This is a genomic window from Streptomyces sp. NPDC126497, from assembly GCF_040302425.1.
GTDB lineage: Bacteria > Actinomycetota > Actinomycetes > Streptomycetales > Streptomycetaceae > Streptomyces.
On record NZ_JBEORT010000065.1, the window covers coordinates 26,070 to 39,188 of the forward strand.

Below are 13,119 nucleotides of genomic sequence, written 5' to 3' on the forward strand. Positions count from 1 at the left end.
GTCTTTCCCGCCCGTAGATTCATGGTCATGACGAACAGCACGCACACCGCGACCGCCGCCCCCACGACCGTCCACGGCCACGCCCCGCGCCTCGACTTCGCCAAGGCCGCCCCCCGGGCGTTCAAGGCCCTCATCGGCTTCGACGCCGCCGCCCGCGAAGGCATCGACCCGGCCCTGGTCGAGCTGATCCAGATCCGCGCCTCCCTCCTCAACGGCTGCGCCTACTGCCTCCACATGCACACCTCCGACGCCCGCAAGGCCGGCGAGGACGAGGCCCGGCTGCACATGATCGGCGTGTGGCGCGAGGCCCTTCACTTCTTCACGGAGAAGGAGCAGGCCGCCCTCGCCCTGACCGAGGCCGTCACCCTCGTCTCCCACGGCGGCGTCCCCGACGACGTCTACGCGCTGGCGGCCCGTCACTTCGACGAGATGGAGCTGGCCCGCGTCCTCGCCCTGATCCTCACCATCAACACCTGGAACCGCATCGCCCTGAGCACCGGCAAGGTCGCGGGCCAGGACGAGCGGACGGCCCGCCGGTGACCCTCCTGGAGACGGCGGCCGGCTCGCAGCCGGCCGCCCCGGCCCGCGCGCGGCGCGCGGGGGCCGGCACCGCGACCCTCGCCCTCCTCGCCTTCGCCCAGCTGATCATCTCCGTCGACTACAACATCGTCTACGTGGCGCTCCCCCGGATCGGCGGCGACCTGGGCTTCTCCGCCCAGCACCTGCAGTGGGTGATCAGCGCGTACGCCGTCGCCTTCGGCGGCTTCCTGCTCCTCGGCGGCCGCGCCTGCGACCTGTTCGGCCCGCGCCGCATGTTCGTGACCGGTCTGGCCCTGTACGGGATCTCGTCGCTGGCCGGAGGACTCGCCGCGGGCCCCGGCACGCTGATCGCGGCCCGCGCCGTGCAGGGGATCGGCGGCGCGTTCCTCTTCCCCGCCACGCTCACCCTCGTCGGCACGCTCTTCGCACCGGGCCGCGAACGCAACCGCGCCTACTCGGTGTGGGGGGCCGCGGGCGGCAGCGGACTCGTCGTGGGCGCGCTGCTCGGCGGCGTGCTGACCCAGCTCCTCGGCTGGCGCTCGGTGCTGTACGTCAACGTGCCGCTGGTCCTGGTCGCGGTGGTGGCCGCCTTCCGCCTCATCGCCCCGGACACCGCCCGGCGGGCCGGCCGCCGCGTCGACCTGCCCGGTGCCCTGACCTCCACCCTCGGCGTCACGGGCGTGGTCGTCGCCCTGGTCCAGGGACCGGAGTCGGGCTGGCTGTCGGCCACCACCGTGCTCCCCGCCGCGGCGGGCACGGCCCTGCTGGCCGCCTTCCTCCTCGTCGAGGCCCGCACCCGCGACCCCCTGATGCCCCTGCGGCTGCTGCGCGACCGGGGCCTGCGCACCGGCATGACGGTGACGTTCCTCTACATGGCGACGATCGGCAGCACCGCCTACTTCCTCACCGTCCACTTCCAGAACGTGCTCGGCTACGACGCCCTGCGCAGCGGCCTCGCCTACCTCGTCCCGATGCTGGCGATCACCGCGGGCTCGCTCCTCGCCGGCCGGGTCACCACCCGGCTCGGCACCCGCACGGCGATGACCGGCAGCCTGGTGCTCGCGGCGTCGGGCACGGCGATGGTGGCCCTCGCCATGGCCGTCGACGGCTCCTACCTCGCGCTGGTCCCCGGCTTCCTGGTCCTCGGCCTGGGCCAGGGGGCGGGCTACACCCTGATGTTCGGCGCCGCCACCGCGGGCGTCGCCGGCCAGGAGCAGGGCATCGCCTCCGGCATGGCGTCCACGGCCCAGCAGGTCGGCGGTGCGGTGGGGCTGGCGGTCCTGGTCGGCCTGGCCGGCCTCGGCGAGCGCACCTCGGCGGCCGCCACGGTGGACGGCATGCGCACCGCCCTCTTCGTGGCGGTGGGCGGCATCGCCCTGACGGCGCTGGTGGCCCTCGGCTTCCCCCGCAGGCCCGCCCGCTGACCCGTGGCCGCCCGGCCGCCGCACCCCCTCATCGCCCGGTCCGGGTGGTCGTGCTCACCGCCGGCCCGGGAACCGTCCGACGCCCCGCGAGGGGCGCCGGACCCGGCCGTTCAGGCGGAGCCCACCGGCAGCACGTCCGGCGACAGCGCCCCCGCCCGGGCCGTCGCGCCGGTCATCCGCTTGCGGTGGTGGCGCCGGCACAGCACCTCGTAGCCGATCTCGTCGGGCTGGTGGGCGACGTCGCCCACCATGACCTGCTCGCCCTCGACCACCATCACGCCGCCCACCGTGCGCGCGTTGTGCGTGGCCCGGGCGCCGCACCAGCACAACGCCTCGACCTGCAGCGTCTCGACCCGGTCGGCGAGTTCGATCAGCCGCTGCGAGCCGGGGAAGAGACGGGTGCGGAAGTCGGTGGTGATGCCGAAGGCGTAGACGTCCATCTCCAGGTCGTCCACGACGCGCGCCAGCTGGTCGACCTGCTCGGGAGCCAGGAACTGCGCCTCGTCCGCGATGACGTAGTCGGCCCGGCCGCCCCGCTGGAGCCGGTCCACCACGTGGCCGTACAGGTCGAACCCGGGCCCCGCCTCCACCGCGTCGGTCACCAGCCCGAGGCGCGACGACAGCTTTCCCTCGCCGGCCCGGTCGTCACGGGTGAAGATCAGCCCCTCCAGCCCGCGGGCGGAACGGTTGTGCGCTATCTGGAGCGCCAGGGTGGACTTCCCGCAGTCCATCGTTCCGGAGAAGAACACCAGCTCGGGCATGGGGGGTGGAGCACCTTTCGGCGAGGGGGCGGCGGGTCCGGACGTGCGGGCGGGGCCTCAGGAGCGTACTTCGAGCAGGGGGACCAGCTGCTCGGCAGGGGTCATCGAACCGTGGTTGCCGACCATCGCCGACTCCCTGGGCTCCCGCTCGGAGGCGATCAGCAGGACGTCGTCCCGCGCGGCGGCGACCACGTCGCCGATCCGGTGGTACACCCGCTCGTCGACCGCAGGGCCGAACCAGCCGGCCTCGATCGCCTCGTCGCGCGAGGCCACCCAGAACCGCTCGCCGAGCACCTCGCGCCAGCAGGTCAGCACGTCGCCGGCGGCGCCCGGTACGGCGTAGACGTGCCGGGCGCGGCCCTCGCCGCCGAGCAGGGCGACGCCCGCCTTCAGCTCCCAGTCCTCGTCGAAGTCGATGCGGTGGTCCTCGTCGAAGGGGACGTCGACCATGCCGTGGTCGGCGGTGACGTAGAGGGCGCTGCGCGCGGGGAGCTGCTCGGCCAGGCGCTGCACCAGGCGGTCGACGTACATCAGCTGGCCGCGCCAGGTGTCGGAGTCGAGGCCGTAGCGGTGGCCGGCGCCGTCGACCTCGGCGTAGTACGTGTAGACCAGGGCGCGGTCGGCGGCGGCCAGCTGCTCGGCCGCGGTGTCCATGCGCTCCTCGCCGGACAGCCGCCCGTGGAAGCCGCCGCCGCTGAGCGCGACCTCGGTCAGCGGGGTGTTCGCGAAGGTCGGCGAGGAGACCTGTGCGGCGTGCACCCCGGCGCGGTGGGCCAGCTCGAAGACGGTGGGGTACGGCTGCCAGGCGCCGGGCGGGGTCCAGGGCTGCCAGCGCAGCTGGTTCATCAGCGCGCCGGTGTCCGGGTCGCGCACGGTGTAGCCGGGCAGACCGTGCGCCCCCGGCGGCAGGCCGGTGCCGACGGAGGCCAGGGAGGTGGCGGTCGTCGCCGGGTACCCGGCGGTGATCGGACGGCCGGTGCCGCCGCGCGAGGAGGCCAGCAGGGACGTCAGGAAGGGGGCCTCGTCCGGGTGCGCCCTCAGCTGCTCCCAGCCGAGGCCGTCGATCAGGAACACGCAGTTCCGGTCGGCGGGGGCGAGTTCCCCGATCCCGGCGGTCATGCCGGGGACGCCGAGGCCCGCGGCGAGCGTGGGCAGCAGGTCGGCGAGCGACCCGGTGCCGTACTCGGGCACGGGGGCGGAGGCGACGGGGAGGGGTTCCGGGTGGGGGTCCCAGACCGCGGGCTGCGCCATCAGCGGGTGGTGGCCGCGGTCGCCTCGGACAGGGCCTGCGCGAAGACGAGCGCCTGACGCACCGTCTCCGGTCCGTCACCGGCCTCGCTGACCCGCAGGCTCAGGTCGTCGGCCGTGGAGCTGCCCGTGTAGCCGTGGTCGGCCTCGCAGTTGGGGTCGCCGCAGGCGGCCGGCTCCAGGTCGATGCGGGAGACGGCGCCCCAGCCGATGGTGAGCACGACCTCGCGCGGCAGCGTGCCCGGCGTGTACGACTCCGGGTTGCCGACCACGCGGCTGACCACGATCGACGAGATCCGGTCCAGCTTGACCGACTCCGTGGACGTGGTGGCGTACGGCGTCGGGGAGGTGGTGTCCGCGGCCTGCTCGTCGGTGTGGCTGACGATGAAGCGGTGGTCGGTGAGGACGAGCACGGTGACGTGCCGCCGCACCTCGTTCTGGTCGAACGTCGTCTCCTGGTGGACCAGGTACGACCGGACGGGCTCGCCGCCCACGGCGGCCTCCACCGCCTCGGCCACGAGGGCCGGGTAGTAGCCGCTGCGCTCGATCGCCGCACGCAGCCCCTGGGTCGTCGTACTGGTCTTGGCCATGGGGCCCATCCTACGGGGGACCGCCGACTGCGAGGCACCGCTGCGTCGCACTCCGCCCCGGGCGCCGGTCAGTACACGGGAAGGGTCCGCGGGCCGAGGTCGTCACGGGCGGGGGGCGGTGCCAGGCGCACGGAGGCGCCCAGGACGCTCACGCCGTGCGGGGCGACGACGACCGGTTCCAGGGTGACCGCGACGACCTCCGGGTGGTCGTGGACCAGTCGCGACACCCTCAGCGTCAGCTCCTCCAGAGCGGGGGTGTCCACCGGCGCCGAGCCGCGCCAGCCGAACAGGAGCGGGGCGGTCCGGATCGATCGCACCAGCGAGGTGGCGTCCCGGTCGGTGACCGGTATCAGCCGGTGCGCCATGTCCCCGAGCAGTTGCGAGGGGGCCCCGGCGAGGCCGAAGGACAGGACGGCCCCGGCGGCGGGGTCGATCACCGCGCGCACGACGGTGTCGACGCCGCGCGGGGCCATGCGCTGCACCACCGGGCGCAGTTCCCCGGGGGCGCCGAACAGCTCCGTCAGCTCGGCGTACGCCCGGCGCAGCTGCTCCTCGTCGGCCAGGTCCAGGCGGACGCCGCCCAGGTCGGCTCGGTGCCTGAGGTGGGGGGCGGTCGCCTTGAGGGCGACCGGGTAGCCGAGGGTGCGCGCGGCCCGGGCGGCGGTGTCGGGGTCCGGGGCGGGCAGGGCGCGGTGGACGTGGACGCCGTAGGCGCCGAGCAGGTCGCAGGTCTCGGCGGTGCCGAGGGTGAGGCCCTGTCCCCGCGAGAGCAGCCCCTCGATGAGCGCGGCCGCGCCCCGCTCGTCGATGTCCTCGTACTCGGGCACCTTCCCGGGCTCGGCGGCGTCCCGCCGCCACTGCGCGTACGCGACGGCCTGGGCGAGCGCCCGGACGGCCCGCTCGGAGGCGGGGTAGGCGGGGATGAGGTGGGCGCCCTCGGGAGGTACGACGGGGGCGGGCGGGCCGTCGCCGCCGGCCGCGCGGGGCGTGGCGTCCGCCGCCCGGGGCGCGGTGCCGGAGGGCGGCTGCGGTGCCGTGCTCGTCGCCGCCGACAGCGCCTCGGCGAGGCCGCCGAGTTCCACGTGGACCACCAGGACGGGCTTGGACGGGGTCGCGGCGGCGGCCGAACGCAGGGCCCTTGCCAGGGCCGCGTCGCCGACCGAGCCCTCCCCCACCGCCGGGATCGCGGTCACGACGACCGCGTCGCTCGTGTCGTCGGCCAGCGCGCGGGAGAGCGCCGCGTGGAAGTCCGCGGCCGAGGCGGCGGTGGTGAGGTCCTGCGGGGGGTGCGGACGCAGTCCTTCGGCGAGGCAGGCGTCGTAGGTGAGCAGGCCCAGGGACTCGGAGTTGCCGAGGATCGCCACCCGGGGTCCGGCCGGCAGCGGCTGGCGGGCGAGCAGCAGGCCCGCGTCGACCAGTTCGGTGATGGTGTCCACGCGGATCACCCCGGCCTGCCGCAGCAGCGCGGAGACCGTCGCGTGGGGCAGCCGGGTCGCCCGTACGGCGTGTCCCCTGGGCCCCGCTCCGTGGCGTGCGCCCTGCACCACGACCAGCGGCTTCGCCGCCGCGGTCCGGCGGGCGAGGCGGGTGAACTTGCGGGGGTTGCCGATGGACTCCAGGTACATCAGGGCGACGTCGGTGTCGGGATCCTCGTACCAGTACTGCAGGACGTCGTTGCCGGAGACGTCGGCCCGGTTGCCGGACGACACGAAGGTGGACACGCCGGTGACGCCGGTGACGCCGCCGCCGCGCCGGTGCAGGCGGGACAGCAGGGCGACGCCGATGGCCCCCGACTGGGCGAACAGTCCGATCCGGCCCGGCCGGGGCATCTCGGGGGCGAGCGAGGCGTTCAGCCGTACGTCCGGGGAGGTGTTGATGACGCCGAAGGCGTTCGGCCCGATGATCCGCATGCCGTACGCGCGCGCCTGCCGCACCAGGGCGCGCTGGCGTTCGCGGCCGTCGGGACCGGACTCGGCGTATCCGGCGGAGACCACGACGAGTCCCTGCACGCCGTGCTCCCCGCACTCGGTGACGACCTCGGGGACGTGCTCGGCGGGCACCGCGACGACGGCGAGGTCGACGGGCCCGTCGATGTCCCGCACCGAGCGGAACGCGGCCACCGAGCCGAGTTCCTTCTCCCCTTCCCCCAGCGCCCTGTTCACGGCGTACAGCCGGCCGGTGAACCCGGTGTCGCGGAGGTTGTCGAGGACGCTGCGGCCCACCCCGCCGGGCGCGCGGCCGGCGCCGACGACGGCCACCGAGCCGGGGGCGAGCAGCCGCTGCACCGAGCGCGCCTCGGCGCGCTGCTCGCGCGCGTACTGCACGGCCATGGAGCGGTCGGTGGGTTCGAGGTCGAACTCCAGGCGGACCACGCCGTCCTCGAAGCTGCGCTTCTGGGTGTACCCGGCGTCGGTGAACACCTTGATCATCTTGTTGTTGGCGGGCAGCACCTCGGCCGCGAACCGGCGGATGCCGCGCTCCCGCGCGACGGCGCCGATGTGCTCGAGCAGGGCGGAGGCGACGCCCCGGCCCTGGTGGGCGTCCTGCACCAGGAAGGCGACCTCGGCCTCGTCGGCCGGCGCCGGGGCGGGCGTGCCGTCGGCGGCGATCCGGTCGTAGCGTACGGTGGCGATGAACTCGCCGCCCACGGTGGCGGCGAGCCCCACCCGGTCCACGAAGTCGTGGTGCGTGAAGCGGTGGACGTCCTTGGCGGACAGGCGCGGGTAGGGCGCGAAGAAGCGGTAGTACTTCGACTCGTCCGACACCTGCTCGTAGAAGCTGACCAGGCGCTCGGCGTCGTCCACGGTGATGGGGCGGATGCGCGCGGTGCCGCCGTCGCGCAGCACCACGTCGGCCTCCCAGTGGGAGGGGTACTCGTGCCGGTCCGACGAGGTCTGCATGGGCCCCAGAGTACGGCTCGCGTACGACAGCGGCGCGAGGCAGTCTGTGGTGGACGACGGCCGGGCCGGGGCCGCGGTCCGGCCGTCACCGGGAGCGGACGCCGCTCCGGGCACGCTTCACGATGTGGGAAACTGGTCTAGACAACCCTGAACAGCGAAGGGCAGCAACACATGGCTGAGCGCCGCGTCAACGTCGGCTGGGCCGAGGGTCTCCACGCCCGCCCCGCCTCCATCTTCGTCCGAGCCGCCACGGCCGCAGGCGTCCCGGTGACGATCGCCAAGGCCGGGGGCACCCCCGTCAACGCGGCCTCCATGCTGGCCGTCCTGGGCCTGGGCGCCCAGGGCGGCGAGGAGATCGTCCTCGCCTCCGACGCCGAGGGCGCGGACGCCGCCCTGGACCGTCTGGCGAAGCTGGTCTCCGAGGGTCTCGAGGAGCTCCCCGAGACCGTCTGAGCATTCACGGTCGCGGGAATCGTCCCTTCACCGGAATACCCGCCCGTGACACCGAAAGGCCCGCCCGGACCACCGGGCGGGCCTTTTCGATTCCCTTCCGGGGCAGCACGGAAAACCCCCGGAATTACTCCCTCTTTGTATACGGCACCCGTGTTAATTCCGGAGACCCGTCGTGTTTACGGCATGTTGCGATTTCCTCACGCGGTCCGCGCGGACGGCGCCGGAGGCGAACCGCAGACGGTGCGCGGCGCGCGTGCGCTCGGTGTGCAGCGCCGTGACGGACCGCGCGCGCTCGCCGTCGCCGCGCGCCACCGCGTCCACGATCGCACCGTGCTCCGCCCAGTGCTCGACCGGGTCGGACGGCCCCTCGACGGCGTACATCCAGGCGATCTTGTGCCGCAGCTGGGTCAGCGCCGACGTCAGCGCCGGGCTGCCGGTGGCCTGGGCGAGCGTCTCGTGGAACCAGCCGCCCAGGGAGCGCAGGTCGTCGCTGTCGCCCCGGCGGGCGCGTTCCCGACCCAGCCGGACCAGCCCGCGCAGCACCTTCAGATGGGCCTCGGTGCGGCGCTGGGCCGCGCGGGAGGCGCCGAGCGGCTCGAGCAGCACGCGCATCTCCAGCAGGTCGGCGGCCTCCTGCTCGGTGGGCTCCGCGACGCACGCGCCCGCGTGCCGCCGGGTCACCACGAACCCCTCGGCCTCCAGTGTGCGCAACGCCTCCCGGACGGGGACGCGGGAGACGCCGTACCGGCGGGCGAGGACCTCCTCGGTGAGCCGGCCGCCGCGCTCGTGGACGCCCGCGACGATGTCGTCCCGGATCGCCGTGCACACCGAGTGCGCGGGAATACGCATGACCGACCTCCGACTTAATCCCCGTGAAACGTCGACGATTGACGCGTGTTCCGTGACTCTATTGCAATCGGCGGGAATTTCCGAAGGGGGGCCGGAATCCATACGTATTTTTTGGACAGGCCTTCCCCGGAAACACCGGTGCCCCGGCTCGGGTGAGCCGGGGCACCGGGAAGCGGGCGGGGCGGCGGGTCAGAGGTTCACGCCGTGCGCGCGGAGGTAGGCGACGGGGTCGAGGTCGGAGCCGTACTCGGCGGTCGTGCGGGCCTCGAAGTGCAGGTGCGGGCCGGTGACGTTGCCGGTGGCGCCGGAGAGGCCGATCCGCTGCCCGGCGGCGACCTGCTGGCCCACCGAGACGGCGACGGACGACAGGTGGCCGTACTGCGTGTACGTGCCGTCGTGCATCTTGACGACGACCTGGTTGCCGTACGCGCCGCCCCAGCCGGCCTCGACGACGGTGCCGACGCCGACCGACTGGACGGGGGTGCCGCTCGCGGCGTGGAAGTCGACGCCGGTGTGGCTGCCGGAGGACCACAGCGAGCTGCCGGCCCGGTAACTGGTCGAGACGTACGAGCCGGGGATCGGGGAGACGAAGGTGTTGAGGCGCTCGCGCTCGGCCTCCCGGGCGGCACGCTCCTTCTCCGCGCGGGCCTTCGCGGCCTCCTCGGCGGCCTTCTCGCGCGCGGCCTCCTCGGCGGCCTTGCGCGCGGCGGCCTCGGCGGCCTCCCGGGCGGCCTCGTGCTGGGCGGCCGCCTGCGCGTCGATCCGGTCGGCGACCGCGTCGCCCAGGGTGACGACGGGGGTCAGGCCGGTCTGCGCGGCGGCGGGTTCGGCGGCGAGCGCGGGGGCCGCGAGGGAGCCGACGACACCGGTGGTGGTGAGCGCCGCGACGCCCGCCGCGCGGGCGGTGCCGCGCTGCATCCTGCCGGGACGACGGTGCTTGCCCGGGGCGCGGGTGAACGCCATGTACAGGCTGGTCCTTTCCTTCCCTCTCGCCTACCGGGTTAGCTGACGGGTTCGGAGCAGGAAGGTCTCCTACGGACCCCCTCGCGACACGCGCGGGCGTCCGATTCACCCCAGGGACTCAGGTGGGTCCCCGGCTCCCCTGGCTCGCGCCGTACGGGGACTCGGCGATGGCTGTCCGGTGCCGCGGGTGCGGCGCACTGCCCGACGAACAGCCCGGACGAAGCTAAGCGGGACCCCTTCCGATCCTCAAACGGATCCCGGTTTTTGTAGCGCATCCCACAGGGCAGACGGGCAACTTCCGCCCCGATTCGGGCATAAGAGGGCCCCGGTGACGTCCGCGTCACCGGGGCCCGGGCGCGCGTGCGCCCCGCCGCCCGCTACTCGGCGGCCACGACGGTGACTTCACCGATCCCGAGGGCCTCGACGGGCGCCTTGATCTGTGCCGCGTCGCCGACGAGGACGGTCACCAGGCGGTCCACCGGGAAGGCGTTCACCACGGCCGCGGTGGCCTCCACGGTGCCGGTCTCGGCCAACTGCCGGTACAGATCGGCCTGGTAGTGGTCCGGCAGGTGCTGCTCGACCTGGTCGGCCAGGGTGCTCGCGACGGCCGCGGCGGTCTCGTACTTGAGCGGCGCCACACCCACGAGGTTCTGCACGGCGACGTCGCGCTCGCCGTCGGTGAGCCCCTGCGCGGCGAGCGTGCGCAGCACGGTCCACAGGTCGTCGAGGGCGGGACCGGTGTTCGGGGTGTCGACGGAGCCGCTGATGGCCAGCATCGCCGCGCCCGTGCCGTCCGGGGCGGACCTGAGGACCTGTGCGAACGCCCGGACGCCGTAGGTGTAGCCCTTCTCCTCGCGCAGCACGCGGTCCAGGCGGGAGGTGAGGGTGCCGCCGAGGCAGTACGTGCCGAGCACCTGCGCGGGCCACACGCGGTCGTGCCGGTCGGGGCCGATGCGGCCGATCAGCAGCTGCGTCTGGACGGCGCCGGGACGGTCCACGATCACGACGCGGCCGGTGTCGTCGGCGACCACCGGGGGAACGGGCCGCGGCTGCGCCGGGGAACCGGTCCAGGCGCCCAGCGTGTCGCCGAGCAGCGCGTCCAGGTCGACGCCGGTGAGGTCGCCGACGACCACGGCGGTCGCCGTGGCGGGACGGACGTGCTTCTCGTAGAAGGCGCGCACGGCCGCGGAGTCGATGCCGGCGACCGTCTCCTCGGTGCCCTGGCGCGGGCGCGACATACGGGCGCTCGCCGGGAACAGCTCCTTGGAGAGCTCCTTGGCGGCACGCCGGGAGGGGTTGGCCAGCTCGTGCGGGATCTCGTCGAGGCGGTTGCGGACCAGCCGCTCGACCTCGCTGTCGGCGAACGCGGGCGCCCTGAGCGCGTCGGCGACCAGCCCGAGCCCCTTGGTGAGCCGGGAGGCCGGGACCTCCAGGCTGAGGCGGACGCCGGGGTGGTCGGCGTGCGCGTCCAGGGTGGCGCCGCAGCGCTCCAGCTCGGCGGCGAACTCCTCGGCGGAGTGCTTGTCGGTGCCCTCGGAGAAGGCCCGCGCCATGATCGTGGCGACACCGTCGAGACCGGCCGGCTCGGCCTCCAGGGGCGCGTCGAGGAGCACCTCGACGGCGACGACCTGCTGGCCGGGGCGGTGGCAGCGCAGCACGGTCAGGCCGTTGTCGAGCGTGCCGCGCTCGGGGGCCGGGAAGGCCCAGGGCGTGGCGTCGCCCGCCTGCGGCTGCGGGTGGAAGTCCATCGTGGCGAGCTCGGTCACTTCGCCGTCTCCTCGTTCTCGTCGGTGCCGGCGGCTGCGGCGGCGTCCTCGGCGTCCTCGGCTTCCGGGGCGACGGGCTCGTAGACGAGCACCGCGCGGTTGTCGGGGCGCAGGCGGGCCTTGGCGACCTCCTGCACCTCCTCCGCCGTCACCTCCAGGACGCGCTGCACGGCGGTCAGGGCGAGCTGCGGGTCGCCGAACAGGACGGCGTACCGGCACAGTTCGTCGGCGCGGCCGGCGACCGTGCCGAGCCGGTCGAGCCACTCGCGCTCCAACTGGGCCTGGGCGCGTTCCATCTCCTCCGCCGTGGGGCCCTCCTCGGCGAACCGGGCGAGCTCCTCGTCGATGGCGGCCTCGATGACCGGCACCTCCACGTCGCCGGACGTCTTCACGTCCAGCCAGCCCAGGGAGGGCGCCCCGGCCAGCCGCAGCAGGCCGAACCCGGCGGCCACGGCCGTGCGGTCGTGCCGCACGAGCCGGTTGTAGAGCCGCGAGGACTCGCCGCCGCCGAGGACGGTGAGCGCCAGGTCGGCGGCGTCGCACGCGCGCGTGCCGTCCTCGGGCAGCCGGTAGGCGGCCATCAGCGCACGCGCGGGGACCTCCTCCTCGACGACCTCGCGCAGCTGCTCGCCGATGACCTCGGGCAGCGAGCCGTCGCGGGGGGCGGGCTTGCCGTCGTGGGACGGGATGGAGCCGAAGTACTTCTCGATCCAGGCGAGCGTCCGCTCCGGGTCGATGTCGCCGACCACGGAGAGCACGGCGTTGTTCGGCGCGTAGTACGTGCGGAAGAACTGGCGGGCGTCCTCCAGGGTGGCCGCGTCCAGGTCCGCCATCGAGCCGATGGGCGTGTGGTGGTACGGGTGGCCCTCCGGGTAGGCGAGGGCGGTCAGCTTCTCGAAGGCCGTGCCGTAGGGGACGTTGTCGTAGCGCTGGCGGCGCTCGTTCTTGACGACGTCCCGCTGGTTCTCCATGGACTCGTCGTCCAGGGCGGTCAGCAGGGAGCCCATGCGGTCGGCCTCCAGCCAGAGGGCGAGCTCCAGCTGGTGGGCGGGCATGGTCTCGAAGTAGTTGGTGCGCTCGAAGCTGGTGGTGCCGTTGAGGGAACCGCCGGCGCCCTGGACCAGCTCGAAGTGCCCGTTGCCCTTCACCTGGGCGGAGCCCTGGAACATCAGGTGCTCGAAGAGGTGGGCCAGCCCCGTACGTCCCTTGACTTCGTGCCGCGAACCCACGTCGTACCAGAGGCACACCGCGGCGACCGGGGTCAGGTGGTCCTCGGAGAGCACCACGCGCAGGCCGTTGGCCAGGCGGTGCTCGGTCGCTGTCAGGCCGCCGGAGCCTGCCTGCGCTGTGGCCGTGTGACCCATGGGCATGTACGTCCCTTCGATCGCGGAGGCGGTCGTCGAAACCGCCGTTTCTGCCGGTCCTGCCACTGTATGCAAGCGCGCGGGCGACCGGCGGAGTTCCCGCCGGGGCGGGATACGCCGAGAGCGAGAATGCGGGGCCGGCCCACCGCGGGCGCCCGCACCTCCGCACAATTGCCAGATACTTTAACGCTGTCTGTTTTAGACTGTGCAAAAGCTGCACTGCCAAGGAAAGCCAACATGGCTACCAAAGAGAATCTTAAT

The 13,119-nt window shown here is 74.0% G+C and carries 11 protein-coding genes and 1 riboswitch; of the genes, 3 read left to right on the forward strand and 8 right to left on the reverse strand.

Annotated features, from left to right (window positions below; all coding sequences use genetic code 11):
• The first annotated feature begins 21 nt into the window (after nucleotides 1-21).
• Complete coding sequence (locus tag ABTY20_RS24160) at nucleotides 22-540, forward strand: carboxymuconolactone decarboxylase family protein (protein WP_351999124.1); 519 nt, start codon at nucleotides 22-24, stop codon at nucleotides 538-540.
• Complete coding sequence (locus ABTY20_RS24165) at nucleotides 537-1,964, forward strand: MFS transporter (protein ID WP_351999125.1); 1,428 nt, start codon at nucleotides 537-539, stop codon at nucleotides 1,962-1,964. The genes ABTY20_RS24160 and ABTY20_RS24165 overlap by 4 nt, the downstream gene beginning before the upstream one ends.
• Nucleotides 1,965-2,074: 110 nt before the next feature.
• On the opposite strand, the gene ABTY20_RS24170 is transcribed toward ABTY20_RS24165, so the two are convergent.
• The 4 genes from ABTY20_RS24170 to ABTY20_RS24185 form a co-directional block, all read right to left on the reverse strand.
• Nucleotides 2,075-2,725, reverse strand: coding sequence for a thymidine kinase (locus ABTY20_RS24170; protein WP_351999126.1), 651 nt, complete (start codon nucleotides 2,723-2,725; stop codon nucleotides 2,075-2,077).
• 57 nt (nucleotides 2,726-2,782) lie between these two features.
• Nucleotides 2,783-3,976 (reverse strand): alkaline phosphatase family protein, encoded by a 1,194-nt coding sequence (locus ABTY20_RS24175; RefSeq protein ID WP_351999127.1) that lies wholly within the window; start codon nucleotides 3,974-3,976, stop codon nucleotides 2,783-2,785.
• On the reverse strand, nucleotides 3,976-4,563 hold the full coding sequence (locus tag ABTY20_RS24180; RefSeq protein ID WP_351999128.1) for a DUF5998 family protein: 588 nt from the start codon (nucleotides 4,561-4,563) through the stop codon (nucleotides 3,976-3,978). Before ABTY20_RS24180 ends, ABTY20_RS24175 begins: the two co-directional genes overlap by 1 nt.
• 68 nt (nucleotides 4,564-4,631) lie before the next feature.
• Nucleotides 4,632-7,463, reverse strand: a complete 2,832-nt coding sequence (locus ABTY20_RS24185; protein ID WP_351999129.1) for a bifunctional acetate--CoA ligase family protein/GNAT family N-acetyltransferase — start codon at nucleotides 7,461-7,463, stop codon at nucleotides 4,632-4,634.
• Nucleotides 7,464-7,634: 171 nt separating this feature from the next.
• Between ABTY20_RS24185 and ABTY20_RS24190 the strand changes: the two genes are divergently transcribed.
• Nucleotides 7,635-7,916, forward strand: coding sequence for an HPr family phosphocarrier protein (locus ABTY20_RS24190; protein WP_030235221.1), 282 nt, complete (start codon nucleotides 7,635-7,637; stop codon nucleotides 7,914-7,916).
• Between the two features lie 153 nt (nucleotides 7,917-8,069).
• On the opposite strand, the gene ABTY20_RS24195 is transcribed toward ABTY20_RS24190, so the two are convergent.
• The 4 genes from ABTY20_RS24195 to ABTY20_RS24210 form a co-directional block, all read right to left on the reverse strand.
• The gene (locus ABTY20_RS24195; RefSeq protein ID WP_351999130.1) at nucleotides 8,070-8,765 is read right to left on the reverse strand and encodes a GntR family transcriptional regulator; all 696 of its coding nucleotides are present in this window, start codon (nucleotides 8,763-8,765) and stop codon (nucleotides 8,070-8,072) included.
• A gap of 189 nt (nucleotides 8,766-8,954) precedes the next feature.
• Entirely contained in the window at nucleotides 8,955-9,728 is a 774-nt protein-coding gene (locus tag ABTY20_RS24200; protein WP_351999131.1) for a M23 family metallopeptidase, read from the reverse strand.
• A gap of 12 nt (nucleotides 9,729-9,740) precedes the next feature.
• Nucleotides 9,741-9,905: riboswitch (cyclic di-AMP (ydaO/yuaA leader) on the reverse strand.
• A 200-nt stretch (nucleotides 9,906-10,105) separates the two neighbouring features.
• Nucleotides 10,106-11,494 carry a M16 family metallopeptidase gene (locus tag ABTY20_RS24205; RefSeq protein WP_351999132.1) on the reverse strand — a complete coding sequence of 463 codons (1,389 nt, stop codon included), beginning with the start codon at nucleotides 11,492-11,494 and terminating at the stop codon, nucleotides 10,106-10,108.
• Complete coding sequence (locus ABTY20_RS24210; protein WP_351999133.1) at nucleotides 11,491-12,864, reverse strand: M16 family metallopeptidase; 1,374 nt, start codon at nucleotides 12,862-12,864, stop codon at nucleotides 11,491-11,493. The genes ABTY20_RS24205 and ABTY20_RS24210 overlap by 4 nt, the downstream gene beginning before the upstream one ends.
• Nucleotides 12,865-13,119 lie beyond the last annotated feature (255 nt).

Bases quoted from the DNA above. Each gene is read 5' to 3' on its own strand.
- ABTY20_RS24160 (WP_351999124.1), top strand. From the start codon at position 22: ATGGTCATGACGAACAGCACGCACACCGCGACCGCCGCCCCCACGACC.
- ABTY20_RS24170 (WP_351999126.1), bottom strand. From the start codon at position 2,725: ATGCCCGAGCTGGTGTTCTTCTCCGGAACGATGGACTGCGGGAAGTCC.
- ABTY20_RS24175 (WP_351999127.1), bottom strand. From the start codon at position 3,976: ATGGCGCAGCCCGCGGTCTGGGACCCCCACCCGGAACCCCTCCCCGTC.
- ABTY20_RS24180 (WP_351999128.1), bottom strand. From the start codon at position 4,563: ATGGCCAAGACCAGTACGACGACCCAGGGGCTGCGTGCGGCGATCGAG.
- ABTY20_RS24185 (WP_351999129.1), bottom strand. From the start codon at position 7,463: ATGCAGACCTCGTCGGACCGGCACGAGTACCCCTCCCACTGGGAGGCC.
- ABTY20_RS24190 (WP_030235221.1), top strand. From the start codon at position 7,635: ATGGCTGAGCGCCGCGTCAACGTCGGCTGGGCCGAGGGTCTCCACGCC.
- ABTY20_RS24195 (WP_351999130.1), bottom strand. From the start codon at position 8,765: ATGCGTATTCCCGCGCACTCGGTGTGCACGGCGATCCGGGACGACATC.
- ABTY20_RS24200 (WP_351999131.1), bottom strand. From the start codon at position 9,728: ATGGCGTTCACCCGCGCCCCGGGCAAGCACCGTCGTCCCGGCAGGATG.
- ABTY20_RS24210 (WP_351999133.1), bottom strand. From the start codon at position 12,864: ATGCCCATGGGTCACACGGCCACAGCGCAGGCAGGCTCCGGCGGCCTG.